General features: G+C 38.3%; 21 protein-coding genes and 3 pseudogenes. 7 read left to right on the top strand and 17 right to left on the bottom strand.

Annotation, left to right across the window (positions count from 1 at the left end):
- Window positions 1-159 precede the first annotated feature (159 nt).
- On the top strand, window positions 160-2202 hold the full coding sequence (locus AAEZ18_RS11930) for a glycoside hydrolase family 97 protein (protein ID WP_089368853.1): 2043 nt from the start codon (window positions 160-162) through the stop codon (window positions 2200-2202).
- A gap of 72 nt (window positions 2203-2274) precedes the next feature.
- Here the strand turns inward: AAEZ18_RS11930 and envZ are convergent, their stop codons facing one another.
- Together envZ and ompR are read right to left on the bottom strand one after the other, a co-directional pair.
- Window positions 2275-3576 (bottom strand): two-component system sensor histidine kinase EnvZ, encoded by a 1302-nt coding sequence (envZ, locus tag AAEZ18_RS11935; protein WP_089368854.1) that lies wholly within the window; start codon window positions 3574-3576, stop codon window positions 2275-2277.
- A 5-nt stretch (window positions 3577-3581) separates the two neighbouring features.
- Window positions 3582-4301, bottom strand: a complete 720-nt coding sequence (ompR, locus tag AAEZ18_RS11940; RefSeq protein WP_089368855.1) for an osmolarity response regulator transcription factor OmpR — start codon at window positions 4299-4301, stop codon at window positions 3582-3584.
- 193 nt (window positions 4302-4494) lie between these two features.
- Here ompR and AAEZ18_RS11945 point away from each other — a divergent pair.
- Window positions 4495-4638, top strand: a pseudogene (locus AAEZ18_RS11945) (transcription elongation factor GreB); the annotation flags it as partial.
- Window positions 4639-5148: 510 nt separating this feature from the next.
- Here AAEZ18_RS11945 and hsdR read toward each other — a convergent pair.
- The 4 genes from hsdR to AAEZ18_RS11965 form a co-directional block, all read right to left on the bottom strand.
- Window positions 5149-7659: an EcoAI/FtnUII family type I restriction enzme subunit R gene (gene hsdR / locus AAEZ18_RS11950; protein WP_145242946.1), complete on the bottom strand. Its 2511-nt coding sequence runs from the start codon at window positions 7657-7659 to the stop codon at window positions 5149-5151.
- On the bottom strand, window positions 7659-8846 hold the full coding sequence (locus AAEZ18_RS11955) for a restriction endonuclease subunit S (protein ID WP_024599467.1): 1188 nt from the start codon (window positions 8844-8846) through the stop codon (window positions 7659-7661). Before AAEZ18_RS11955 ends, hsdR begins: the two co-directional genes overlap by 1 nt.
- Window positions 8846-10312: a class I SAM-dependent DNA methyltransferase gene (locus tag AAEZ18_RS11960; protein ID WP_145242948.1), complete on the bottom strand. Its 1467-nt coding sequence runs from the start codon at window positions 10310-10312 to the stop codon at window positions 8846-8848. Before AAEZ18_RS11960 ends, AAEZ18_RS11955 begins: the two co-directional genes overlap by 1 nt.
- Window positions 10313-10459: 147 nt before the next feature.
- On the bottom strand, window positions 10460-10696 hold the full coding sequence (locus AAEZ18_RS11965) for a helix-turn-helix domain-containing protein (RefSeq protein WP_004588153.1): 237 nt from the start codon (window positions 10694-10696) through the stop codon (window positions 10460-10462).
- A gap of 100 nt (window positions 10697-10796) precedes the next feature.
- Between AAEZ18_RS11965 and AAEZ18_RS11970 the strand changes: the two genes are divergently transcribed.
- The 3 genes from AAEZ18_RS11970 to AAEZ18_RS11980 all read left to right on the top strand — a co-directional run bounded on the left by AAEZ18_RS11970 (window position 10797) and on the right by AAEZ18_RS11980 (window position 13130).
- Entirely contained in the window at window positions 10797-11321 is a 525-nt protein-coding gene (locus AAEZ18_RS11970) for a VspR family transcription factor (protein WP_004588152.1), read from the top strand.
- The gene (locus tag AAEZ18_RS11975) at window positions 11318-12751 is read left to right on the top strand and encodes a DEAD/DEAH box helicase (RefSeq protein ID WP_024599466.1); all 1434 of its coding nucleotides are present in this window, start codon (window positions 11318-11320) and stop codon (window positions 12749-12751) included. The genes AAEZ18_RS11970 and AAEZ18_RS11975 overlap by 4 nt, the downstream gene beginning before the upstream one ends.
- Before the next feature lie 88 nt (window positions 12752-12839).
- Window positions 12840-13130 (top strand): hypothetical protein, encoded by a 291-nt coding sequence (locus AAEZ18_RS11980; protein WP_016899339.1) that lies wholly within the window; start codon window positions 12840-12842, stop codon window positions 13128-13130.
- 554 nt (window positions 13131-13684) lie between these two features.
- Here AAEZ18_RS11980 and AAEZ18_RS11985 read toward each other — a convergent pair.
- From AAEZ18_RS11985 to AAEZ18_RS12030, 10 genes and pseudogenes are all read right to left on the bottom strand, one after another.
- Window positions 13685-15655 (bottom strand): LTA synthase family protein, encoded by a 1971-nt coding sequence (locus AAEZ18_RS11985; RefSeq protein ID WP_350594800.1) that lies wholly within the window; start codon window positions 15653-15655, stop codon window positions 13685-13687.
- A gap of 84 nt (window positions 15656-15739) precedes the next feature.
- On the bottom strand, window positions 15740-16498 hold the full coding sequence (locus AAEZ18_RS11990) for a COG4705 family protein (RefSeq protein ID WP_010558013.1): 759 nt from the start codon (window positions 16496-16498) through the stop codon (window positions 15740-15742).
- A 27-nt stretch (window positions 16499-16525) separates the two neighbouring features.
- A complete protein-coding gene (locus AAEZ18_RS11995; RefSeq protein ID WP_010558014.1) occupies window positions 16526-16891 on the bottom strand; it encodes a diacylglycerol kinase in 366 nt (121 codons plus the stop codon).
- A gap of 3 nt (window positions 16892-16894) precedes the next feature.
- A complete protein-coding gene (locus tag AAEZ18_RS12000) occupies window positions 16895-18577 on the bottom strand; it encodes a phosphoethanolamine transferase (protein WP_016899341.1) in 1683 nt (560 codons plus the stop codon).
- 239 nt (window positions 18578-18816) lie between these two features.
- Window positions 18817-19575 carry a DUF3108 domain-containing protein gene (locus AAEZ18_RS12005; protein WP_016899342.1) on the bottom strand — a complete coding sequence of 253 codons (759 nt, stop codon included), beginning with the start codon at window positions 19573-19575 and terminating at the stop codon, window positions 18817-18819.
- A gap of 5 nt (window positions 19576-19580) precedes the next feature.
- Window positions 19581-19883, bottom strand: coding sequence for a hypothetical protein (locus AAEZ18_RS12010; protein ID WP_016899343.1), 303 nt, complete (start codon window positions 19881-19883; stop codon window positions 19581-19583).
- Window positions 19883-21301, bottom strand: a complete 1419-nt coding sequence (locus AAEZ18_RS12015) for a sensor histidine kinase (protein ID WP_016899344.1) — start codon at window positions 21299-21301, stop codon at window positions 19883-19885. The genes AAEZ18_RS12010 and AAEZ18_RS12015 overlap by 1 nt, the downstream gene beginning before the upstream one ends.
- Window positions 21301-21975 carry a response regulator transcription factor gene (locus AAEZ18_RS12020; protein ID WP_029609916.1) on the bottom strand — a complete coding sequence of 225 codons (675 nt, stop codon included), beginning with the start codon at window positions 21973-21975 and terminating at the stop codon, window positions 21301-21303. Before AAEZ18_RS12020 ends, AAEZ18_RS12015 begins: the two co-directional genes overlap by 1 nt.
- Window positions 21976-22317: 342 nt before the next feature.
- A pseudogene (locus tag AAEZ18_RS12025) lies at window positions 22318-22746 on the bottom strand (transposase); the annotation flags it as partial.
- A 149-nt stretch (window positions 22747-22895) separates the two neighbouring features.
- Window positions 22896-23866, bottom strand: a pseudogene (locus AAEZ18_RS12030) (IS3 family transposase); the annotation flags it as partial.
- Window positions 23867-23992: 126 nt separating this feature from the next.
- Between AAEZ18_RS12030 and AAEZ18_RS12035 the strand changes: the two are divergent.
- Window positions 23993-24364: a hypothetical protein gene (locus AAEZ18_RS12035; RefSeq protein ID WP_024599458.1), complete on the top strand. Its 372-nt coding sequence runs from the start codon at window positions 23993-23995 to the stop codon at window positions 24362-24364.
- A 120-nt stretch (window positions 24365-24484) separates the two neighbouring features.
- Entirely contained in the window at window positions 24485-25159 is a 675-nt protein-coding gene (locus tag AAEZ18_RS12040) for a hypothetical protein (RefSeq protein ID WP_013463096.1), read from the top strand.
- Between the two features lie 373 nt (window positions 25160-25532).
- Here the strand turns inward: AAEZ18_RS12040 and AAEZ18_RS12045 are convergent, their stop codons facing one another.
- Window positions 25533-25943, bottom strand: a complete 411-nt coding sequence (locus AAEZ18_RS12045) for a TraR/DksA family transcriptional regulator (protein ID WP_016899346.1) — start codon at window positions 25941-25943, stop codon at window positions 25533-25535.
- Window positions 25944-26061 lie beyond the last annotated feature (118 nt).

Genomic DNA, 26061 nt, shown 5'->3' on the forward strand with positions numbered 1-26061 from the left:
TAAATTAAGGGCTCAACAGAGCCCTTTTTTATTGCTTAGCGTACAAGCAACCTCACTGCTCACTTTTTATCACCCTGAATACGTATGCAACCTGTCGTATTCACCACCCTCTCGCTTTATGCTTGATAGCCAAACACGTCGCTAACCCAAGGAACTATTATGCGCACATTGGCACTGCTACTCATGGCTTTTTCAAGTATCACGGTTGCTCAAACAGCTACCGTACAATCGCCTGACGGTAATATAAAAATAATCATCTCAGACGAGCAGAGTACACCTAGTTATTCTATTAGTTTTAAAAATAAAACAGTCATTAATAATTCTGCTCTCGGGTTTGAATTTAAACAACATGCACCGTTTAGTAACAGCTTTAAAATAACCAAAGTTCAACAACAAAGTACCAACACTCAGTGGCAACAACCTTGGGGCGAGCGACAAACGGTTGTAGATCAGCATAACGAGGTAACTGTAACCTTTGCTAAGCCACAACCTCAAGGCGGTACTTATAGCGTGCGCTTTAAAGCGTTTGATAGTGGCGTGGGTTTTAGATACGAAGTACCAAAACAAGCAGGCCTTAACAATATTGAAATAACCAAAGAGCTTACCGAGTTTGCTGTTAATAACAGCCACACAGCTACAGCTTGGTGGATCCCTGCCCGCGGCTGGAATCGCTACGAATATGTATATAATACCACCCCATTAAACGATGCCGCATTGGTACATACGCCATTTACCTTTAAAAACCAAGATGGTGTGCATATTAGTATTCATGAAGCCGCCCTTGTTGATTACGCCGCCATGGTACTTAATCAACGCCGCCCTGGGGTTTTTCAAGCCGATTTAACGCCATGGTCGAGCGGTGTTGCCGTTAAAAAACAGGGCGCGTTTAATACCCCATGGCGCACTATTCAAATTGGCGAAAAAGCCGTTGATTTAGTTAACTCAGATATCATTTTAAATCTAAATGAGCCAAATAAACTCGGTGACGTGTCGTGGGTAAAACCTGGTAAATACATAGGTATTTGGTGGGGTATGCATATAAATACACACACTTGGGGCAGCGGCGACAAACACGGCGCTACTACAAAAAATACCAAATACTACATGGACTTTGCCGCCAAATATGGTTTTGATGGCGTATTAGTTGAAGGCTGGAACACAGGCTGGGATGGCGACTGGTTTTTTAATGGTGATGTGTTTAGCTTTACTCAGCCCTACGATGATTTTGATATAGCAGCGCTAACAAAATATTCTAAGCAAACAGGCGTGCAACTCATTGGCCATCACGAAACATCCGGCAACGTCAGTAACTATCGCAAGCAAATGGCAGATGCCTTTGCATTGTATGAAAAATCTAACGTTAGCCAAGTTAAAACCGGTTACGTAGCCGATGGCGGAAACATTAAGCGCATTGACAAAAACGGTATAGCTCGCCATGAGTGGCACGACGGCCAATTTATGGTTAACGAGTACTTACATAACGTTAAGCTAGCTGCTAAACATAAAATAAGTATTAACACCCACGAGCCGATTAAAGATACCGGACTGCGCCGTACTTATCCAAACTGGATCACTCGAGAAGGCGCACGCGGACAAGAGTTTAACGCATGGGGTACTCCTCCTAATCCACCCGAGCACATTGCTATGCTGGCATTTACCCGCATGCTTGCTGGGCCTATGGATTTTACTCCTGGTATTTTCGATTTAAGTTTTAACGGTTTAGGCGCTAATACTAATCGCCCGCAAACTACGCTGGCTAAACAACTAGCATTGTATGTTGTATTGTATAGTCCGATTCAAATGGCGGCCGACCTACCTAAAAATTATTTAGCTAAACCCGATGCATTTCAATTTATTCAAGACGTACCGACCGACTGGCAACAAAGCATTGCCCTTGATGGTGCAGTAGGTGACTTTATTGTATTTGCGCGAAAAGAGCGAAAGCGCGACAAATATACCGGCAACGACTGGTATTTAGGCGCAGTGACTGACGAGCAAGCGCGTACTATTGAGATTAGTTTAGACTTTTTAGATAACGGCAAACAGTTTGAGGCACATATTTATAAAGATGGTAAGAATGCCGAGTGGGAAAATAATCCGTACGATTTAACTATTGAAAAACGCCTTGTTACTGCAAGCGATAAATTAACGCTTAAGCTGGCCACCAGTGGCGGTACGGCTATTCGTTTTAAAGCACTTTAATCGCTTACTGCGTGTTTATAATTTTGGCCAGCACAACTTAATAGCAACCCGCTGCAGTAAAGTGGGTTGGTATTATACTTTAATTGGTAAGTAAATTTGTGCACTTAACCCGCCCTCAGGCCGGTTAGATAATTTAACTTTACCGTTATGTATATCTATAATGCGTTTAATAATAGCCAGCCCTAAACCGCTGCCCTCGCTACCACGTGCTGTATCGCCTTGCTTAAACGGCTCAAATACCGACTCCAGTTCGCCCTCTGGTATACCCGGGCCACTATCGTTTACCGCAATAACAACATACTTTTTATTGCTATTAAAATAGCAGAGCACTTCAATATCACCTTCTGAGTAACGCAGCGCATTTTCAATCATATTGGTTATTACACGCTTAATTGCCACTGCACTAATAGGTATATTGCCAATACTAGGATTACCTTTAAAGGTAATTACTCGCTGGTGTTTAAGCTCAGTGTGCACTACCTCTGCCACTAACGCGTTAATGTCCTCACAGCTTAGCTCTTCACGTTTGTGATGGCGTAAATATTCAATGAACTGGTCGATAATGCCGTTCATGTCTTCAATATCGTAAATAATGCCTTCACGCAAATAGTCATCTTCATCTGCCATCATTTCGGTGGCTAAACGAATGCGGGTTAGTGGAGTGCGTAAATCATGAGACACCCCTGCCATTAACAGCCGACGATCATTTTCAAGCGCAGCAATACCCCGCGACATTTGATTAAATGCCCGTGTTACAGCAATAACTTCACTCGATCCTTGTTCGGCTAACTTAGTACTAAAATCGCCTTTACCTACCTTAACCGCCGCTTGTTGCAATGCTTTTAGCGGCCTATTTAAGTGCCTAGCAAATAACCAGCCACCTAATACACTTAAAAAACCAATACTTGATAAGTAAAAGGTTAAAAACTCGAGGTTATTTTCTTTAAACCCACTAAGCGGCACTTTTACCCAATAACCTAATGCTTGCGGGGCTTCTACCCAGTATATGAGTGGATCGGTTTGGCTAATACGCACCCGCGCAGAACCATTTAGCTGCTCAGACATACTACGCGATAATACCGAATATTCGCGACTTTGCCCCAAACCACTGCGCATTGCTTCATGCTGAGTCATGACTTCAATACCGGTAATTTCAAAAAACTTATCCGATACTTCATTAGTTACTTCAACACCATCTTCCCAGTCAATAAATACGGTTTTAATTTGCTTAGCCAGCATTAAATTAACTTGCTCAATGGTAGGTTTTACTACGTATAAGCTCACCGTTACGTAAGATACTATTTGATTTATTAACAGCAAAGCCGCCACTAAAAAAACGGTTTGCCCAAATGCACTACGCGGAAATAGTCCCATATAAATTACTTTTCACCATCGGGAACAAATACATATCCTAAGCCCCAAACAGTTTGAATATAACGTGGGCTGGCGGCATCTAACTCAATCATGCGGCGAAGTCGCGACACTTGCACATCAATACTGCGCTCCAGTGCGCTGTAATCTCGCCCGCGCGCTAGGTTCATCAATTTATCACGGCTCAGCGGCTCACGTGGATGCAAGACCAGCGCTTTAAGCACTGCAAATTCGCCACTGGTTAAGGAAATTGTTTTTTCGCCTTCGCTCATTTCGCGAGTGGCTAAATTAAGCGAAAATCGCCCAAATTCAATCAAATTTTCTTCTGCAGCAGGTGCGCCCGGCACTTCTTTGGCACGGCGTCGTAAAATAGCTTTTATTCGCGCTAACAGCTCTCGTGGATTAAATGGTTTTGGAATGTAGTCGTCTGCTCCCAATTCAAGGCCAATAATACGGTCAACCTCATCACCTTTAGCGGTAAGCATAACAATTGGAATGTCGTTTTCTTTTTGGCGTAAACGACGACAAATAGACAAACCATCTTCACCCGGCAGCATTAAATCGAGCACCATTAAATGAAAGTTTTCACGTTCGATAAGCCGATCCATTTGCTCTGAATTACCCGCTGTTCTTACAATAAAGCCTTGCTCTACTAAATAGCGCTCCAGTAAGCTGCGTAAACGCATGTCATCATCTACAACCAATACTTTTGTCGTTTCGTGTCCCATTGTGTTTCTTATTTTTATAATCTATTACCCATTAATATAAATGAAAAAACCTGTAAGCAACAATTTATTAGCCGCTTAGATTGTTACTGAACATTTCAAACTCATTTGTGCGCGTGTTTTATTAATAATACACTCGACAAGTTTGGGTTATTTTAATACCTTGCTCTGTATGAGTATTAAAAAAGAACATGGCGTGAAAACAAACTTAATTACCCGCGAAGGCTACTTACAATTACAACAAGAACATACCCATTTATGGAATGTAAAACGCCCTGAAATCACCAAAATAGTAAGCTGGGCGGCCAGCCTAGGAGATAGATCTGAAAATGCAGATTATGCCATTAGAACCATTACAAACATACTAAATACTATAAGAGCTAAGCTTTTAAAGCTTCAAAAACTAGTATGCGTACTATTTTTCATACTATTCAAAACTATAACTTTTCAAACTAGCCGAGATTAAATAGTAAAAAATTGAGCGTAATTTTTTCTTCTTAAGACGCACAGCTAGCATCACTTAAATTGCATTAGGGTAGAAACCTCCACTGTTATTTTTAGTTACTTATATATGATTGTTACTCGTGTAAAAATCCTGTTGATAACTCTCAGGATATAGAATGCGCGGCATGTAATTGGATTGTCTGTAGTTATTGTGGGGCGTGTGGGTGTGGGTATACTGGTTATAAGCACGCCTAGCAGTAAGAAGAGCAAAAGTAATTTTTGCTCTTCTTACCTTTTTTTAAATTAATAATTATATCAGCCTCTTAAGAGTATAGTCGCTCACTTACCCCTCAGAGGCATCAAGTAAGCTTTTTCAATTGCTTACTGATAGCTATAGATAATTTAACTACCTTGCATACAAATACTTCTGAAAACCTATAAATGTGTCGCGTATCGCGGCTGGTGAGCCAAATTCAATGGCGGCGTCGTTAATGGTGTTGTATTTAAGCTCTACTAAGCTGCGCATTTTTTTTGGTGCCAGTTCTTGAACGCCGTCTTCAATGTATTTACTTAATATAAAGTTGATAAACTCTTGTTGTTTATAATCGCTAAACGCTGAGTTTATTTTAGGTTTAGCTTGTTGAGCTCGCTCGGTGCGTGTTTGCGCTTCTGCGGCATAGGCTACGTACGATAAAACATCGTATACATCGCTGTCTTGAGCATCAATTACTGCCTTCATGCTATCGAGTTTTTCGCTATCGTAACCCGCTTCGGTTAAATCTTCTAATAGCTTTTCGCGAGTGGTTGGGTCGCTCCAGATTTCTCGTAGTTGGTCTTCGTTTTCAAAAAAGCGCGGTAGGTCATCGAACATACGTTCAACAAACTCTTTAGCTGTAATGGGCTTGCCTTCAGCACTCCAGTACATTGCTGAGGATATATGCTTTATTTGTCGTGTACGGCCGTCTGAGAGCTTTATTTCGAGCTTTTCGCATACACATGGTCTTTCGCCACATTTTTCACAGCCTTCAGGCTCTGGCTTTTCACAAACACATGGTTTTTGTTCACACACTTTACACGGTTTCTTTTCACCGGCACCATCGCCGCCAGTGTCTTCACATTGGCACGGGGTTGTGCCGCACTCTGGGCATACTTCGCTGGGTATTGGTTCACCATCCCAAGCAGGATCAGCAAAGTTATGGTGCGCTTTTACAAAGTCGTAAATGGTAAAATAGTCTTTGCCATCGTAAGTGCGGGTGCCTCGGCCTATGATCTGCTTAAACTCAATCATATTATTACAAGGACGCATGAGCACAATGTTACGGACGTTACGCGCATCTACGCCTGTAGAAAGCTTGCGTGATGTGGTTAAAATTGTTGGAATGGTTTTTTCGTTATCACAAAAGGTTTTTAAATCGTTTTCACCCGCTACACCATCGTTAGCGGTAACACGAACACAATAGTTAGTGTTGGTGGTCCAGCCTTTTTTTACTGCGTACTGATTAATAAAATCGCGCACCATACCGGCATGAACTTGTGTTGCACAAAACACGATGGTTTTTTCATTGGGTTTAAAGCGATCCATCCAGTAATGAACGCGGCGTTCTTCACGTTGTGGAATGGTGATAATACGGTTGAAATCGCCTTCTTTATAAAGCTTGCCGGGTTCTGGGTCGCCTTTTACAACAACGCCATCACCTTCTGTATAAATATACTCATCCATCGTGCCAACAATCGGTAACACTTTAAATGGCGTTAAAAAGCCATCGTTAATGCCTTCTTTTAGAGTATAGCTGTAAACAGGCTCGCCAAAGTAACCATAGGTGTCGGCATTATCGGTGCGTTTGGGTGTTGCGGTTAAACCCAGTTGTACAGCAGGGGCAAAGTAATTAAGAATATCACGCCAAGCACTTTCATCATTTGCGCCACCACGGTGACACTCATCAATAATAATTAAATCAAAAAAATCAGTCGGATATTGCTCGTAATACGGGTTTTCTGCCTTTTTAATTGGCGCATTTTCATCATCTTCTGTTGTGGCTTCTTTTAATTCGGTTTTAGGACCACACATAAGCGTATGAAAAATAGTAAAAAATACGCTAGCATTTTTAGGAACGCCACCTCGTTTACGAATATCGTCAGGGGTGATACGTACAATGGCGTCTTCACCAAATGAGCCAAAATCGTTAAACGCTTGGTTGGCTAAAATATTACGATCGGCCAAAAACAAAATACGTGGGCGCTTTTTAGCAAGGTTTATATCTTTCTGCGCGGTTAAACTCCAACGGGTTTGAAACAACTTCCATGCGGTTTGAAAGCCAATACACGTTTTACCTGTACCGGTAGCCAATGTAAGCAGTATGCGATTTTTACCTTGGGCAATGGCTTCAAGCGCATTGTGAATGGCGTTTTCTTGATAATAACGGGGTGCCCAATCGCCTTTGGCTTCAAAGGGAATGCTGGAAAACGCATCACGCCAAGCGGTAGTGAAAGCGGCTTCAGGGGTATCACCTTTTTGCTCAAAAGTTAAATCCCAAAGCGCTTGCGGTGATAAGTATTCATCTACCAGCGTCTCAACACCGGTGAGCATATCAATTTGGTAAATATCATGGCCGTTGGTGGCATACGCAATCCGGCATTGCAGGCGTTGTGCGTAGTCTTTGGCTTGGCGCACACCTTCGCTATAAGTCAGGCTTTCTTTTTTGGCTTCTGCAGCGGCAAGCTTGCGGCCTTTGTATACCAGCACATAATCGCAAGGCACTTTATTAGCGCGTTTACCGCCGGCCATAATTTGGCCAGGGCAAATAAGCTCCCGGCGAATAAAGCTGTTATCAACTTCACCCCAACCCGCAGCAACTAACTTAGGATCAATTAAATCCGCTCTGGTGTCGGCTTCGTTACGCGTCCTTGCTTGTGACATTAGGCCACCGCTCCTTCTTTTTCTTTGGTCAACTCGCCGGAAAAGGCTTTTTGTAAGATGGATTTTTTGAGTTCGTCTATCGAGTTCAATTTATTATGATATACATGTTCCAAGCTTATTACGTGATTAAATAACTCATCAAAATTGCGCACAAACTTCTCGGTTAATTCAACCGGTGGAATCGGCAAGGCTAATTGCTTTAGAGACTTCCCTGTAAAATGTTGGATACCAGCCCCAGTAAAACTGTTTTTTAGAGTGCCATTACAATCGCTCAGATATAAATAGTATAAAACCCAGCGATTATAGAGTGGATTATGACAACGTATTCTATGCAAGGCTTTTTGGAAAAAGATATCTTCATCTTGCTCCCAAATAGCTCCACGCCCTGGATAACCACCCTCACAAATTACCAAGTCTCCTTTTTTAATAGCATATCTTTCATACTCACTATCCTCAAAACGCATTTCAAGAAGATCATCTGTATTTATATTAAACCACTGAACATTTTGATTTCTTAAATATGGCTTTGGATTGCCTTTATTTTTCTTTTTATCAAGCATTTTTCCCAAACATGTTTCAGCGATTTCAGCAATCTTCTTAACTCCCCAATCATCACCATGCTGGCTAAATACTTGCTGCAAGTAGCTTTCAAACAGCTCGCGAGCGTTTTTGAGGTTTTGCTCGGTCTTGGCGCGGGCTTGCTCTATATCGGCGAAGGCTTGGTCGAGAATGGCGACGATGCGTTTTTGTTCGGGGATAGGTGGAACGCTAACTTCAAAGGGCGATATATCCGCTTTACTAAATCCAGCTTGAGCGGATCGTTCTGCAACCGACATTAGTCGTTTTTGAAAACTTTCTGAGTGAAGATATAAATATAAAAAGTCTTTATCGATTATATCTGTATTTGGAATTGTTTTAATCAGAGCCACATTATATGCGCCTGATTTACCTCGATGAACTTGACCAACAGATGCACCATATCGCGCTAGCATTACATCATCATTTTTACATATACGGTTTTTCTTAGCCTCTGGTATATAAATAGCCTTATCATCGCTTTTAAAATCTCGTATTTGGAGAAGCCTAATATATCCATCTTTTTCTTCTTGAATAAATACAGACTTTGGAGGCTGCGAACCTCCTTGAAAATCACAAATATCGCCTAGTTTATAAGTTAGCCACCCCATCACAACAACTCCTGAATCTTACCCAGAATCGCTTCACTCTCTTTATCCAGCGCGATGATTTCTTCGATAATGGCTTGAGGTTCACGCAGTGGGGCTTCTTCCGCTTGATTCGGGTTTTTAACCGATAAGTCCCATGTTGCATCATCTAGTTCAGTCGTCGCCAATGACCAAGACTTAGCACTGTCCTCAAAGCCCTTTTGTAGTTCAATAAACTCTTTTAAGTCGTTATCGTTGAGAGGGTTGGTTTTACCCAAGCTGCGGCCAGGATCAAGCTGATAGAACCATGTTTTCTGTGTCGGTTCGCCTTTGGTGAAAAACAACACCACGGTTTTTACCCCAGCGCCTAAGAAGGTTTTTGCTGGGCAATCTAGCACGGTGTGTAAGTTGCAGTTTTCTAATAGCTCTTTGCGCAAGGCAATGGCGGCGTTATCGGTATTGGATAAGAAGGTGTTTTTAATCACAATAGCAGCACGGCCACCAGGCTTGAGCATTTTGATAAAGTGCTGCAAAAACAAGAAGGCCGTTTCACCGGTTTTAATCGGGAAGTTTTGCTGAACTTCTTTACGCTCTTTGCCGCCAAACGGCGGGTTAGCTAATACAATATCGTGCTGGTTGCTTGGGGTAATGTCTTGTAGGTTTTCGCCTAATGTATTGGTGTGGATCACGTTAGGGGCTTCGATGCCATGCAAGATCATGTTCATAATGGCGATAACGTAGGCTAAAGACTTTTTCTCTTTGGCGTAGAAGGTGTTTTCTTGCAGGATTTTTAAGTCGCTGGTTGATAGCTGCTTACGGCTTGCTCCCCCTTGGCGTAAATAATCATAAGCTTCACATAAGAAACCTGCCGACCCTGCGGCACCGTCGTATATGGTTTCGCCTATTTGTGGCTGTAATACGTCGATCATCGCGCGAATTAATGGGCGAGGGGTGTAGTATTCGCCCCCGTTACGGCCAGCGTTGCCCATGTTTTTAATTTTTACTTCGTACAGGTGTGAAAGCTCGTGCTTTTCTTCTTGTGAGCGAAAACGCAGCTCATCCACTTTCTCTAGGGCGTCACGCAGTGAATAACCACTTTGAATTTTGTTTTTGATCTCGCTAAAGATCTCACCGATTTTATATTCAATGGTATCTGGTCGCTCGGCGCGTTGCTTAAAGCCTTTAAGGTAGGGAAATAACTCACCGTCAACAAAGTCCATTAAATCATCGCCCGTTAAGGCGTTATCGTGATCAAACTCACCAGCAGCCGTTTTAGGCGCAGCCCAAGAACTCCAGCGGTATTTCTCATCGATAATGTATTGGTAGTCTTCTGCCATCAATTCGGCTTCTTGAGACTTGGTGAATTCTAGGTCATCAAGGTATTTAAGGAACAGCATCCACGATGATTGCTCGGTGTAATCTAGCTCACTAGAGCAACCGGCATCTTTGTGAAAAATGTCGTCAATGTTTTTAAAAGTTTGTTCGAACATGTAAATTAAGTCCTTGTTAGCCAGTGAGCTTGAGGTGATTTTTACTAAAAGCAACTCACTCGCTTATTTATATTCCTGAGGTAATAGTGATTAATATACCCTAATTAATTAAAAACTTAATAATATATTAGTACCAAGTAGTTTTGGTTAGTCTAGGTCAATTTTATACTTTTGCCTTGCCGGTAGTATCTCTTCAAACTCGCAATTTAATGCGTTTACTAATTTATATAAGGTTTCGAGCTTAATATTAACATTACCTCTTTCCATTTTTCCGTAATTACCGCGCTCTATACCGACATAGGCGGCAAACCCTTCTTGCGAATAGCCTGCTTCTTTGCGTTTTTCTCGTAGCTTTTCACCAAAATGTTTAACTAAATCACTCACCTGATTTTCCTCAAGGCAAAATGATTAGATTTTCATGTTGAGGGCTTAACTACCACGCCCTATAATACCCATTATTATAAGAAGTTTATTAGGATTTACTTTGAAATTTGACCCTCTCGTAGCTCAAATTATTGTTGCACCAAATTTTGATAACTTTACAACAAGCGATGTACGCTCGGCGTACTTAGCATTAAAAAGTGATTCTTCTTTAGTACCTACAGCAGTTAGGCGAAGTATATATGCCGAATTGGTCAAGCTTGTTAAAAAAGGCTGGCTGAAAAAGGTGGTATCAAATAAAAAAGGATTTACGCGATTCAATAAAACTGAGAGCTTTAACGTTGAGACAATTACTCACTTAGCTAGTGCCATACCTATTGCAACTACAGAGAAGGCGGATGATAAATACGCGCTGTTACTTAGTAAGTTAAATCATTACAAAGCCGAGCTATTATTGAATATGGGTGAATCTGAGGCATATAAAGAGCTTTATTTGGAGTCACCCGAATTAGTAGATGAACTTCAGCCACAATATAACAAAGCCAGAGACAACAACACCAGAATACTTGGCAAAATTAGAGCAATTGAAGGCTTACTGAAGCAAAACGAAGCATTAGAGAAAATATGAAACTAAGACTATGGCAAGACGAGTGTATTAATTTAGCGTTTAAACAATACCAGACCGGCAATAGCCACTTTTTAGCCTTGGCAACTCCTGGGGCGGGTAAAACCTTGATGGCCTCAGAATTAGCCGATCAATTATTAAAAAATAATATGGTCGATGTGATTATTTGTTTTTCACCGTCGTCTATTGTTTCTCAAGACTTTAAGGAAAGCTTACAGCTAAAAACGAATGAACGATTTGATGGGCTTATTGGCGCTAAAGGTAGAGCTTTAACCTATCAAAGCTTGCAGTATTTAGATGTGAACTTTTGGCGGCTATTTGAACGATATCGTGTTTTTGTAATATTTGACGAAATTCATCATTGTGCTGGCTCTAATATTGCCAATGCAAATGCATGGGGTGAGCAGATAATACTTAACATTCAAAATAAAGCACAGTATACATTAGCCTTAACAGGCACCCCTTGGCGTTCTGACGCTGCTCCTATTGTTCTTTCATCGTATCAGCAACCTAACAATAAAATAGCGTGTGACTACGTTTACGGGCTTTCTGAGGCTATTGGAGATAATGTTTGTCGGGTTCCACAAATAGTAGCTGTTGATAATAGCCGCATTACAGTTGTAGATGACGCTGAAACCAAAACATTTAACTGCTTTAAAGCGTTATTAAACGACTCTGGCGTTTCTTATCAAGAAGTTATTGAAAATGAAGCCGTAATAAAATACATGATTTCTTCAGCTCAAAAAAAGCTGACTTCTATAAGATTGAAAAACCTCGATGCAGCGGGGTTGATTGTTGCATCTTCTGTTGAGCATGCCCATCAAATCTCTATGTTAATGCGAACTCACTTTGACGAGGATAGCACTGTTGTAACCTACCGAGAAAATGAACCTACAAGTATTATTCAGCAGTTTAGGTATGCACAAACTAAGTGGATTATTTCTGTTGGTATGATTAGCGAAGGTACAAACATCCCTCGTTTGCAGGTTTGCTGCCACCTTACAAACATAAAAACAGAAATGCATTTTAGGCAAATATTGGGCCGTATTCTGAGGGTAACAAACTCTAAAAACCAAGAAGCTATTATGTACATGCCCGCCGAAACTAAGCTTTTAGAGTATGCGTATAGAGTTAAACAAGATGTTCCATTTGAAGCTGATGTAGTTAAATTTGAAAAGATTGAAACTCCTGCTGGAGAAAACACCGCAGATACAGACTCAAGCGATATTACTTTTAATAAACAAAGTAAAAAACCTTCCAAAGCTCAGTTTGATTTTGATAACTTTGCTGACTTTTTTGATCAGCCAGTTATGAGCAATAGGCCTGAAGCGACAGAGGAGCATTTTTTAACCGGTGCTTATGAACGAATAATTAATATATCAGGCCGCTTTCAGCAAGAGGCTATTGCTTTAGGGTTAAGTGAATTGCGGTAAATACGCTAGAATTTACCTCAAGTAGATCTCTACAGACAACATCGATTTCAGTTACACGAGGAAATATAACTAAATTTAAGGTGTTGCTATGTATAGCTTCTCTGAAATTCATAAAAAAATAGACTTTATAGAGATTTTAACCAATAGAAAGATCAGTGAAAAATCAAGTTACCTAGAGCAAATTAACTTTATACATCAAAGTGTAAATATAAAAAATGCTGAGCGTTTAAGGATAGAGTTAGGTTGGGGTATACGAGCATTTTCTTCAGCTATTAGAACCAGCAATAGCTCATATGTACGCTATAAAAAAGAATTAAAGCCTTTAAATACCACTTTAAGTGAAAATGCATTTGAACTTGCAAAAGCCTGGAGCCTGTAACGGATTCTGTGTAACTGCCCGTTTTTACATTTTAAATATGCTTGCTGAGTCGTTCCTCAAATTCGACTCTAAAAAACCTTTAACATTTATAGGCATTATAGCTGGCCGTGAATTAATTAAAAATACTGTAAACAGACTCAAGTATGGCTATAACGCCTAAAAATAAAGTGCCTTAGGGCGTAAGCTGGTTGCAATATCTGAAGCCAAGATCTGTACCTTTGGTTAATTTACCAAGAGATTATCACTTTAGAGATTAATAAGTTGATTTGAGGTTATTAATGGCTCAATTTTCTCTGATAGTCGCATTTGTGCCATGAGCAGTCATTCATGATCAACTCGTTTCTGCCCCTTTATGAGTTAACGCAAATACCCTATAGGTCGGCTTTGAGCGATAAGCGGTCGGTCGGGTAAACTCGTTTTTGGACAGAAATGAGTTAGACCCAACGGACGGCTCTGTGCCATTTTCGGTCTTTCGACTGCAATATTACATCTTAAAACTAATTGCGACTACAGATGTTCACCATCTCATTTTTGATTAAACTTATCGTTGAGTATTATTTTCCCTGCTGAGAATACCAATAGTTTTTATACGCCAAACTTCCCCACAATACATGGGCCAATGCAATTTCTGAAGTATCATGATTAACATCTATTGGTGATAGTGTGTTGAGTTCATAATTATATTGAAAGTTCAAAGGTGCTTTACTTGGCTGAAGGATGGTTACTTCATCATTAACCATATAAGCAAAATTCTCTGCATACTGCATCATAGCTCTATTAGAAGCCGTTGGATCTGTTAGGTCTTGACCTAACATTGGTGAAATATTCTCTATACCCATTAATGACAAAAGTGTTGGTGCTAAATCGATTTGACTGACTATTCGTTGATCTAAAGTGGGTCCTTTACCTGAGTTTAGAATCACACCCGGAATGTGGAAATTGTTAATGGGAACAAGATCTTTGCCCATTGCTCTCGCATCATGGTCGGCAACAACGAGGAATATAGTATTTTCCCAATAGTCTTGCGCTTTTGCTTTTGCAATAAATTGTCCTAAGGCATAGTCTGCATATTGTATGGCTTTATGGCGCAGTAATTCTTTGTCATCATATTGTTGTAATTGTTCAGCAGTGTATTGAATTGGTGAAACAATACCGTCAGGTATTTCAAATGGATCATGGTTACTTGACGTAAATATGAAACTAAAAAATGGTTTTCCTTCGTTATGAAGCTTAGTTAATTCAATATCAGCTTGATTAAACAAATCACCATCGCTTGCCCCCCAAGACGCTACAAATTGTGGGTTTTCAATATCATTAAAGTCAACAATGTCAGTAAAGCCGTTTCCTAGAAAGAAGCTTTTCATGTTGTCGAAATGACTTTCTCCACCATAAATGAATTGAGCCTCATAACCATTTTCTTTGAGCAGAGATGCAATAGTAAAGAAGTCCTTTTGCGATTTATCTAACTTAACAACTGCCCTAGAGGGCGTTGGAGTAAAGCCAGTTATAACTGCTTCAATACCTCTAACGGAGCGAGTGCCTGTTGCGTACAATCGTTTAAATGCCCAGCCTTTTTGATTTAATTTATCAATTTCAGGTGTTAGCGGGATTCCACCAAGAGATGATACATATTGGGCACCTAAGCTTTCTTCTAAGATTATTACCAAGTTTTTTGGTTGTCCCTTAAAGCTCGGAGAGCGTTTACTTAAAGTGGGTAAGTTATCGTTTTTGAAGCTGTCTAAAGGTTGTTTTGACTCCTGACGAACTAGCTCAATAACTCGATCATCTTCCATCTTGCCATACAACTTAGCTGCATTTTTTTCATCACCGAATTGATTAAGCGCATAAGCAACACTGTAGGTCGAATTTAATGTAAGTGAATTAACTAGTGGGTCAGTGGAAAAGTACACTAAGGCAGGATTGATTGGTCTGTGGCCTAATGTCCCTCGTGCAGATAAAGCAATTATTACAAAAAGCATCAAACAAGAAACCAGCCTACTTCCGATTGCTGCGTTATCTTCTTTTACTTTGTTAGAGACTACGTGATCAGTAAACTGCCATATTTTTTTAACAGGAAATAGCAATAGAGCAAACACTATCAATATTGTTATCAAATGACCATTCACCAGCATTTTAGACACTTCATCAGGATAAGCTAGATATTCAATAAATAGCCTGTTTGGTCTAAAGCCGTATTCATTGATAAATGCGGGAGTTGCTAATTCAAAAAACAATATGCCCATAAAGCAGATCAGAAACCAAATTCGCAAAACTAATGACCAATATTTTTGAAATCTAGTTTTTGACACCCAAGGGTGCAATAACGCCGGGATGGCGCATAAGTAACCTACGCTACTTAAGTCTATACGAAAGCCATTTGTGATTAGGCTCCATATACTATTTAAGTCATTAAATCTATCTAATTGCCAGATAGCCAACCCTGTTCGTACTAAGGTTAGGAATAGCATGACAGAAACAGAGAATAGTAGGAATGGTCTGATAAAGCTGTAGATAGAAGTAAACATCGCAATTCTTTTTAGTGAATAACACGATGTTTACTGTATTAGGTTAAACTTAAGAATTGCTTAATTAAAACTGATAATTAGACATTAATGTTGTTTTAAAGCAGGTCGTTGAGGTAGAAGTATGATCAAAACTACTATTACAAACAGTAGTGTCGCGGTAGCTGAATATCTACTCAATTCCAAACCACCGTGCGCAACAGGCTTGTCTAAAAAGTCACCAACAACCGCGCCTAAGGGACGAGTCAAAACAAATGCAAGCCAAAATAACATTGTTCTAGATACTTTAGTGAACATATATAGGGTTAATACAATTCCTAAGCCTGTACTGAAAATATATGCAGCTCCAATATAACCCAATCCAGCAGTATCAGCAGTCCAGTCTCCCAGTGCAGTCCCAAGTGTTTGAGAAAACATAATGGTTAACCAGTAAAACGATTCAGCTTTAGGGTTGTCAATAGAAGAAACACTGATACTTCCAATTGTTCTATACCAAATAGCCAATGTAATAATTAAGAGAGTAGCTAATAGAGTTGAACCTCCTAAATACCCAATTCCCAACGATCTATCGGCAAAATCAGCAAGTGTTGTCCCCACTGTCGTTGATGCAATAATAGTGATCCAATAAATAAACGGGCTAAATTTTGTAGATTTTACTTGCATAATAACAGCAGCAATAAAAAAGGACATAAAGATTACAGTTCCAACTAAATAGCCCAAATTCATTGACATTGAAACAGCATCACCACCTGTTTCACCTAACGTAGTCGCGAGTATTTTTATTATCCAAAACCCTATTGTTAATTGAGGTACTTTTATCAGAGCATCGTTAAATTGTTTGTTCATATAAAATTCCTCTATGTGAGTATGTCATTAAAAAAGAACTACCAACCAAATGCATATAGCAATCACTATACTCACTAATACTGCGGCAGACCCTAAATCTTTCGCTAAACCTGACAGTGGGTGTATTTCGAAACCAATACGGTCAACGACTGCCTCTATTGCAGTATTTACTATCTCGGTAAACATAATGAACAGTACCGCAATGATAAGTATGAGTTGCTCTTTCAGTGTAATATTGAACAAGAAAGTTACGGGGATCGACAATATGAGCAACAGTAACTCTTGTCTGAATGCGGCTTCATTCCTTAGGAGCCATTTGAACGCTCTAGTTGAATTTAATGTTGCGAGATAAACTCGATTAAAACCTTTAGGCTTGTTTTCACTATCAAACACGGATTAGTTTACTCCTTGAGAAATTGTTGGTGACTTTGCATTTGCTACGGAAACACCATTAGTACAATGATTAAAAGGGTTGTTTTTAGGTTGATAAACTTTTGACTTTACTTGCATTTCAGCAAGTAAAATATCGAATACGTTGTCATGAGATATAGGCTGTTCACTAATTTTATTTAAACAATCTAACTTGGCTTTGTGATGTAATTTATCCCCCCAATAAATCAATGGCACTTTTGTTTGTTCTTCTGGTGCAAATGCGTAAGGTAAACCATGTAAATACACGCCACTTTCGCCCAAAGATTCACCGTGATCAGAAACATAAATCATTGATGTTTTGATATTGTTCTCATTGCTCAATGCTGCAAGTTCTGTGATGATTTCTGACAAGACTAAATCAGTATAAGCAATAGTGTTGTTGTAGGTATTAACCAGTTCCTCTTGACTACAATTTTGGATATCACTACGTTGACAGTCAGGAGAAAATACTCGTTTATCTTTGGGGTAGCGTCGGTAGTAAGTTGGTCCATGAGAGCCGATCATATGAAGTACTATTAGTGTATTGTCGCTTTTCAATGAATGAAGTTTCTTTCTTAATTCGTCAACCAGAACTTCATCGAAACAGTACTCATCATCACATAATGGATTTTTACTATTAGTAGAAATCTGCTCCGTTTTTACCCTTGAGCAAACGCCTTTGCAGCTACCATTATTATTGCTGATCCAATACACTTCAGCTCCTGCCAAGTGAATTAAATCAACGGCATTTTGTTGTGCTACCGCCACTCTTTTCTCGTAGTTGTTTTTGTTTAACCTTGAAAACATACAAGGTACAGATACCGCGGTTGCTGTTCCACAGGAGGTAACATCTTTAAATGAAACAACGCCTAAGTCTTTAGTTAGGCTATTGGTCTGCTTTTCATAACCATTTAAAGAAAAATTTTGGGATCTTGCTGTTTCACCTAGCACTAAAACAGTAATACTTTTGTTACTATCATCATTTTTAATGGTTGGAGACGTGTCTAACAGGCTGAATTTTAACGGAGGATACAAATAGTTTTTTCGAACATATTTTACTGTTGAATCAATCAAGGCATATGGCGTTAGATAGCCCACTAAATCGCGATTATTTCGGCCAACAGATGCATAGTTTGAATAAAATACTATTGCAATTAGAAATATTACACCGACACTGCCGCTAAGTAATTTTATCCGTGCGAGCAATTCCCCGACAAAAGAACTATAGGTCAATTGAACGTTGGCAATAAGAAGTGAAGGTATTACTCCAAAAAATAGAAAGAACAATATTGCGGAGAAGTTAAAATAAGAAAATGCTTCAGCCGTATCCGTTTCAACTGTATTTTGGATCATGCCATAATCAAAAACTATACCGTATGTCACAGTGCTATAAAAAAGAACAGACGACAATAAAACCAATAAGATGAGTAGTGGTTTTGTTATCCATCGAAAGGATAAAAAGCATTGAACGAAAATAGACAATGCCAATAAAAAAACAGGGACAGACAGTAAGAAAAAAAGATTGTAAGATTCAAGGGCTGTAACCACTGTCGTTATTTTACTTAAAAATGGGAAATTCAAAACTAAAGTGATGTATACGCAGGTATAAATCACTAATTGATTAGTTGTGAGCTTAATTTGGTTTAAAAAATTGATAATTTTGTACACTTAACTTACCTTAGAAAGAATGTAATGCTTTTTCATAAAGACACCTCTTATGAGTATGGCTTTATGGTAATTTTGTTAACTTAAGATTTGCTTAGTTCAAACTGATAAATGGCAAAGTGTTGCTATTTTTTGCTTAGAAAGGCTTTGCTATTATTGAATTACGGTAGTTAGTTTTAGAAGTTAATTAGAAATGTAGTTTTTATCTTTTATTTGTAGGAAGGTTATGCCGATATTGCTTCTTAATGTTTCTCAATAGAACTTATAAGTAGTGTTGCGACTTCTTCTTCCTTGTGTTCTTGTAAAAGCATAATAGGAATATAGTCGTAATCAATTGCCAGCCAAATATGCGTCTTTCTAGTACTATTTTTTCTAATCCTGCTTAACTTGATGCAATTAAGTTCCCCAAGAGGTGTGTCAATAGTAACTCGTCCACCATTCAGGAAGTTAAATTCTTTGAAGCCACTTGTATCATAAACGGTGTAATGCAATTGTTTTACATTAGAAAACCCATCGTTTTTCAGTGCGTCAAGCCTTAACATTTCAAACACAAATAGTGGGTCTAACACGTCATCTTTTAAGGTTTGCTCACTAATATCGCCATTCATTTTAGCTATTAAAGTTTGGTTATTATGATCAAAATTTAACTGTAAATGTTTATCTTTTTTAAAAGTTCTCGAATCTTTTCCTTTATAGCTCAGTAACGCTACTTTATTGTCCTGCCATAGAAAATTACTTATCTCACTCGTATCTATGCTATAGAAAAAAATTGATGCGCTAGTATTGAATGATAACGAATAAGAAGTATTATTTTTACTTAGTTTTCTTGTGGCTCGACCATATTTTTTCTTGCCCCGTAATACACTATATTTCGCGGTATATAAATTCAATTCAGATGTTTCTTCAGAACCACTTTTAATAAGAGGGGCAGCAGTTATTGGTAAGGCAAAATAAAGCATTACCAATATAATAATTTTAATAACGCTGTTGTAGTTCAACATAATTTCTAATGTTCACCAGAGTTATGCAATACATCAAGCGTACTATCATATATTGATGACTCAAGGCTAAGCGCTCCTAAAACGGTATGAAAGACATTAAACTGATTATGGCTATTAGCTTGATTTAAGTTTTTAAGCTCTACCTTTGTTAGCGTTTGTGGAACAACTTGGTAATTAACTGTGTTTCTCTTCGCGCTTTGCCAACCTGAATCATTCAGAGAGCCATCAACGACAACTTCAGTTGCAAAGGCAATACTTGAAGCAAACAGATAAAGAAGTTGTAAAGAAGCGTTAAAAGACTTGTTCATTACAGCGATACAGTAAATGTTATTTTCTTCTCAACTAGCGATATTGAAACAGTTGCTCCAATTTTTTCACAGTAGGATTTTACTATTGCTAAACCTAATCCAAATCGTTCTGTTGATGTTCTTGATTCGTCTTTTTGCCATAAAGGATCAAAAAACAATTTAAGCTCATTTTCTTGATAATTTTCGTAGCAGATATTTGAAATTTTGATTAAAGCATTTCTATTATCAATTTTTGATGTTGTTATCTCTATTGCTGAATTAGTTGGACTATAAAAGATTGCATTGTTAATTAAATTTGATAACACAGTTTCTAAAGCAAATTTGTTGGTATTTACTATTAATGAAGGTATATCAAAAAGAAGTGTAATATCTCTATCGTCTGAATTTTCTCTTGAGATAATGTTACTAATTAGATCCGTTAGGTTAATTTTGCTAGTTTCTAACTCATGGCTACTACTACTTTTTTGTAATAGCATGATGCTACTAACGATATTTTTTAAGCGATAGGATATTCCATGGACATCGCTTGCAAGGTTATCTGATATTTCCTTTTCATGAGGAAACCTTAAGGCAACTTCGCTCAAACTTATAAGCTCTGCAATTGGTGTTTTTAATTCGTGAGCAATGTCAGAAGCCATTCTCTGCTCTCGAATGTACAGAATATGATTTTCTTTAATAAACTGATTAACGCCTTCAACTATCGGAACGAGTTCTTGCGGTAAAAATTCTACTGAAACTTCCGGGTTTTTAGAGTTTAAACTTATTTTTCTTAGCTGCTGACTGAGTTCACTAATTGGTTTTAAACTCCTAGAAACAACAAGTTTGACAATTATTCTTATAATAAATACGGAAAATATAGATGTGAAAATAAAAATAATATCAACAAACCAGTGGATATAGTCTAACTCTTCTCTACTTAGCGCATAGGCAAGTTCCATTGGTTGTTGATTCTTTGCAAATTCTTCTCTGCTTATACCGAGTATTTCACGAATGTCAGAGTCAACCTGAGGAAAAAACTTTGTATACAGCATCCTGCCATTTCTACCGTCTGGTAATACGGTATCTTGAATAATAAATTCATGTAGTTTTACATCTAATCTAGAGAGAGCTTTTATTTCAAAAAGCTCTAGAGTGTCAGATCTCTCAAATACTTCGCTTTTGTACCAAAGTTGGTAATATTCAGGGTTTTCTTTGCCTTCAAATTCCGGCATAAACTCCCCAGCAAAATCAAATTCTATTCCGTTTTCATCTACTTCAACTAATGTTTCAAGTAGTCCAACTTTGTTGATCATGGCTCGGTCAAACTCATCACTAATCCATGTATCAACACTGATATCAGTTGCTAATAAGATACAAATTAAGAGTAATGAGATTGAAATTGATAGATAGCGACTTAGCTTTTTATGAATTGAATTCATTAATGACTCTCAACGAAGTAGCCAAAGCCACGCTTGGTTTTAATTGGAAGCTCGTAACCAATAGCTCTTACTTTTTTCCGAGCAGAAGAAAGGTGAGCCTCTATAGAATTTTTTGCAATTGCATCATATTGTCCGGCTAGGTATTCGCTGAGCTTTTCAGAAGAAATGACTTTTCCTTGACTGGAAAATAAGCATTCAACCACTTTGTATTCATTAGGGGTTAGCTGAGCATCTTTACCACCACATCTTAATTGTTTTAAATGTAAATCTAGTGATACGGCACCAATATTAATACTGTTAGCGTTCACATTCAAAGTACCGCGCCGCATTAAACAGAGTAAACGGACATGCAGTTCGTCAAAAGAAAAAGGTTTAGTAAGGTAGTCATCTGCACCGTTGAGAAGCCCTTCAACTTTATCTTCTGTAAGGTCTTTCGCAGACAAAATTAATACACGGATATCTTTTCCTGCCTGACGAATTGCCTTTAATATTGAAGTACCATCGACAGAGGGCAACATTAAATCAAGAATTAACAGAGAATAATCACCAGACAGAGCCATACTTAGTCCCTCAGAACCATCTCCAGTATCATCTACGGTGAAACCTAGGTTGGTTAACCCTACTCTTAAACTTCGTCTAAGTGATATTGAATCTTCGATAACTAAAACTTTCAATGATGCATGCCTTTGAGTAAATATTATTCAGAATATCGCTTTAAACTTAAGAGTAGCTGAATTTACACTTAATTTATTTAAAAGCTATTTCGTTAAAGCTCTAGCTTTCCCTCTAAGTTTTCAGATTCTTTTTGTGAAAAATCAATTTTAAATCACAAATTAGAGTATTTAAGTTAACTGAACATGGGGAAATAAGAGGCTTAATGTCCGTTTTGTAGATATATTGATACAACTCAAACATAAAATCAGTGTCTCAAATTCGCTCATTTGCGACGCTCGACTAAACTCGTTTTGGGGCAGAAACGGGTTACGCTTGAATGTCCGCTTCACGCCCTGAGGCACTCAACAAGCTTTTTCTACCACTAAAAGAGGAGAACCTTTCTCTTTTAGTGCTTTTAAATATTTTGATTCATCATAAGCTTTTCCTGTTTTCCAGCACCTAAATAAGATCCTTACCCATTTATAGGCCAACGCTCTTACTGCCGATTGGTGTGAATTACCTTTCGCTTTTTGCTGTGCGTAATAAATGCCCGCCCAATAAGATTGCCCTACGCTTTTGGAAGCCCACTCTATAAAGCTCTGACGGACAAATTTAGAACATTGCCAGCGCCAATGTACCCAGCTTTTTTGACCACTACGCTCTGTAACTGGCGATAAGCCTGCATAGTTTTGTATTTCTTGTGCGCTACTAAAACGAGATTTATCTTCCCCTAAAGTAGCTAAAAGCCTAGGAGCAAGGCAAGGGCCTGTGCCGGGAAGTGAAGTAAATATTGAGGCGTCATCCATACTGGTAAAAATTGAGTTTATTTGTGAGTCATACTCTCGAATATTGTTAATTAATACCAACATCTGTTTAGCCAATGCGATGACAAACGTTTGATAAGGTATAATTAAAGATTCGTCGGGTAATCCCCCCATTTTTAATGGAGGCTGGCAGTAGAATTTCCGTTGTTTAATTTTTCCAGCTTTTGTATTGGTGTTATACCACCTAACCCCATGTTAGGGCGTTCATTATTATAAGTCCATAGCCAATCAGTCGCTATGTCTTGTAACTCACTAATATCACTATAAATATAATGACTCAGCCAGTCGTAACGAACCGTTCGGTTGAAGCGCTCTATATAGGCATTTTGCTGCGGGTTACCGGGTTGAATAAACCGTAATTCGATATCATTATTTAACGCCCATTGCGCTAGTTGCTTGCTAATATATTCAGGGCCATTATCACATCTGATAGCTTTGGGTTTACCACGCCACTCTATAATTTGATTTAACGAGCGGATCACACGTTCAGCAGGCAGTGATAAATCAGCGTCAATAGTCAGCCCTTCACGATTAAAGTCATCAATGACATTAAACAATCGACACGCTCTGCCATCCGCTAATTGGTCATGCATAAAATCCATTGACCAACATTCATTGATGGTTTCTGGTACTGCCAATGGCTCAGGCTTATCTCTATTTAAGCGTTTCCTTGGCTTGATCCGCAAATTTAACTCAAGATCACGGTAAATGCGGTAAACTTGCTTGTGATTCCACTTGTGCTTTTTTACATTACGCAAATATAAAAAACATAATCCAAAACCCCAGCTTCGCTTTGACTCAGTCAAATCGAGTAACAGCTCTGCTATTTTTAGATTTTCATTTCTTAATATCGGTGTATAGCGATAACACGTTTCACTTATCATAAAAGTACGGCAAGCTAAGGCAATACTCATTTTATTTGTGCTAACGACTTCATGTGCCAATACTTTACGCTCAGAAGCCGTTACCACTTTTTTGCCATAGCCTCTTGAATGACCTCAGATTTGAGCCGCTCTTCAGCATACATTTTCTTTAAACGGCGGTTTTCATCTTCAAGCTCTTTCATGCGCGTCATTAAAGACGCATCCTGTAGTGGTACAGTGATTTTGGCCACCCATTAAGAAAGAATTCTTTCAATGCAATCAGTGCTGATACTTCGGTTACAGAGTCATCTTCGATTCAAGTACAAGAGCAACATGATCAAGTTGCATCATTGAATTCTATTCTTGATTTTGAAGAAGCAGCTAAAAATGAGCAAACAACCAGTGAATATGAACGTTGTAGCCCTACAATTTACACTAGATACACTAGTCTTAAATTGGAGCAGACTCGAACTATTGCAAGCTTTACTTATGATGGTGGTAATTGCCGTAGATACGGTTTTGCAATTTTAAGAAACTATGACGGACATGATTTCAAAGTGACTTTGGTTGATAGCAATGGAGATAGAGTTGCTGGCGGATATAGCGTAGCAGTTTCCACTTCTATCTTTAATGCAGGCACTTATTATTGGGAAGTTGAAAATAAAACAACAACTGGATCTACTTATGGTGGAATTACTTATGAAGTAAGATCTGGTGGCTAGTTAAACTTTCTATTAACGACTCAGCCCTATGAGTCGTTAATAGAAAACAATCTAAAATAAAAGCTTAAGTTTTATAAAATTATGTCGATAAAAGAAAACGACATATGAAAAAGGATTTTTATGAAAATCAGCACCAATCTACTACCTACTCTATTTGAAAGTAAAATATCTATTTTTACAAACAGTGATGATGAAAAAATAAAAAGCTTTTCTACTAAAACAAGCGAAAGTGGCTTAAAAATTAATATAAACACAACTCACCTTGATCCTAAAGTTAAAGAAAAAAAAGACAATAATGCTTTTGATTCATCATTAATTGAGGGAAGTGCATATGAAAAAGTATTTAAAAAAGAAGAGCTCAACTTTTCTAATATGAGTATAAAAGAACTTCATAGTATTGTTAAAAATGTGAATGAAATGGAACGAGAATACACACAAAAATACGATAGTGATGAACCAGTTAGATTAGGTAAGTCAGGAAACCCCATAATATCCAAAAAAAGAGAAGATATGAATAGTTTAGAGTCTAAACTTAGGATCCTTTCTTATGGTGGAGGGGATGTAGATCCTGATAAAAAAATTAATGTTATGGAGTATTTTTCTAATAGTTCAGAGAAATTAGATGGACTTGCTAAAGAATATCCTGAACGTCAGACTTATCAAGTAAGAGCCTCTTACATGAAAGAAATAATTAATACGTTTGATAAATTTATATCAGACGATACTTTTGATTTATATCAAGAAAAGGCTGCTTTATTGTTAACCGACAAAAAGAAAGTCGATGTTTTTATTTGAAAAAAGCCTAGAACATAGCAAAACAGCTAACAGCTTATTGAACACCATTTTGGTGGTTTATAACACACCGAAACGGCGTATATTACATACCCTGATAATTTCACCAATAATTACCTTTGTAAACAAGTAATTAAAACAGCTAGGAATTAAGCATGTTATTTTGCCCCAAAACGGCGTTTAATAATGTTATTGGACAAAATTAGATTTCTACTTAAAACACAGGAATAAATTTAACTTTTTCAGTGTCCGGTTATCGCTCAAAGCCGACCTATAGAATAATTGCTTTAACACGTTTTGGGGCAAAAGCTTGTTAGAACAAAAGGCAGACTGCGACAAATAGCATCGAAAAGTTTCGAACTTTATTGTCATGGTTTTAGTATTTATTGTCGAGTTTCATAATTATTGTCCTCCGACACTTATATCTATTTTGAACTTCAATTATAGATTGGCAATCACAGCAGTTTTCTGCCGTTGGCACTGTTACTAATCTTTTAAACTGAATTTCAATACCGCATGTTTCACAATACCCGTATTCGCCAGGTTCTTTTTGAAGCCTAAATTTAACTCGTTGCAATGCCTTCAGCTGCAGACCTTTTCTATAACGTGAAATGTATTGTTGCTTACGCTCTTCTTCTAGTGCCGCTCGATCTAAAATATCTGCAAGTACATTGCTTTCAACATTCTTATTTATTGGTTCATTCAGAGCATTCTTAAGCATAGAAATTTCATCATTAACTTGGTTTATTATATGCCCTAATTGGTCTGTTTTTAAAAATTCATGCATTCCTTATATCCTATACTAAACATCAAAAAGGTATTTAAACTGTAAGCGTCTAGCGAACCACACCTAGCATCGATGTTCTGATTATCTAAAAATACCTGCTCAATGATAAATTCGGAGC

It is taken from the genome of Pseudoalteromonas sp. 19-MNA-CIBAN-0066 (genome assembly GCF_040308705.1).
Classification (GTDB): Bacteria; Pseudomonadota; Gammaproteobacteria; order Enterobacterales; family Alteromonadaceae; genus Pseudoalteromonas; species Pseudoalteromonas nigrifaciens.

Bases quoted from the DNA above. Each gene is read 5' to 3' on its own strand.
- AAEZ18_RS11930 (WP_089368853.1), top strand. From the start codon at position 160: ATGCGCACATTGGCACTGCTACTCATGGCTTTTTCAAGTATCACGGTT.
- envZ (WP_089368854.1), bottom strand. From the start codon at position 3,576: ATGGGACTATTTCCGCGTAGTGCATTTGGGCAAACCGTTTTTTTAGTG.
- ompR (WP_089368855.1), bottom strand. From the start codon at position 4,301: ATGGGACACGAAACGACAAAAGTATTGGTTGTAGATGATGACATGCGT.
- hsdR (WP_145242946.1), bottom strand. From the start codon at position 7,659: ATGTCACAAGCAAGGACGCGTAACGAAGCCGACACCAGAGCGGATTTA.
- AAEZ18_RS11955 (WP_024599467.1), bottom strand. From the start codon at position 8,846: ATGGGGTGGCTAACTTATAAACTAGGCGATATTTGTGATTTTCAAGGA.
- AAEZ18_RS11960 (WP_145242948.1), bottom strand. From the start codon at position 10,312: ATGTTCGAACAAACTTTTAAAAACATTGACGACATTTTTCACAAAGAT.
- AAEZ18_RS11975 (WP_024599466.1), top strand. From the start codon at position 11,318: ATGAAACTAAGACTATGGCAAGACGAGTGTATTAATTTAGCGTTTAAA.
- AAEZ18_RS11980 (WP_016899339.1), top strand. From the start codon at position 12,840: ATGTATAGCTTCTCTGAAATTCATAAAAAAATAGACTTTATAGAGATT.
- AAEZ18_RS11985 (WP_350594800.1), bottom strand. From the start codon at position 15,655: ATGTTTACTTCTATCTACAGCTTTATCAGACCATTCCTACTATTCTCT.
- AAEZ18_RS11990 (WP_010558013.1), bottom strand. From the start codon at position 16,498: ATGAACAAACAATTTAACGATGCTCTGATAAAAGTACCTCAATTAACA.
- AAEZ18_RS12005 (WP_016899342.1), bottom strand. From the start codon at position 19,575: ATGTTGAACTACAACAGCGTTATTAAAATTATTATATTGGTAATGCTT.
- AAEZ18_RS12010 (WP_016899343.1), bottom strand. From the start codon at position 19,883: ATGAACAAGTCTTTTAACGCTTCTTTACAACTTCTTTATCTGTTTGCT.
- AAEZ18_RS12015 (WP_016899344.1), bottom strand. From the start codon at position 21,301: ATGAATTCAATTCATAAAAAGCTAAGTCGCTATCTATCAATTTCAATC.
- AAEZ18_RS12040 (WP_013463096.1), top strand. From the start codon at position 24,485: ATGAAAATCAGCACCAATCTACTACCTACTCTATTTGAAAGTAAAATA.
- AAEZ18_RS12045 (WP_016899346.1), bottom strand. From the start codon at position 25,943: ATGCATGAATTTTTAAAAACAGACCAATTAGGGCATATAATAAACCAA.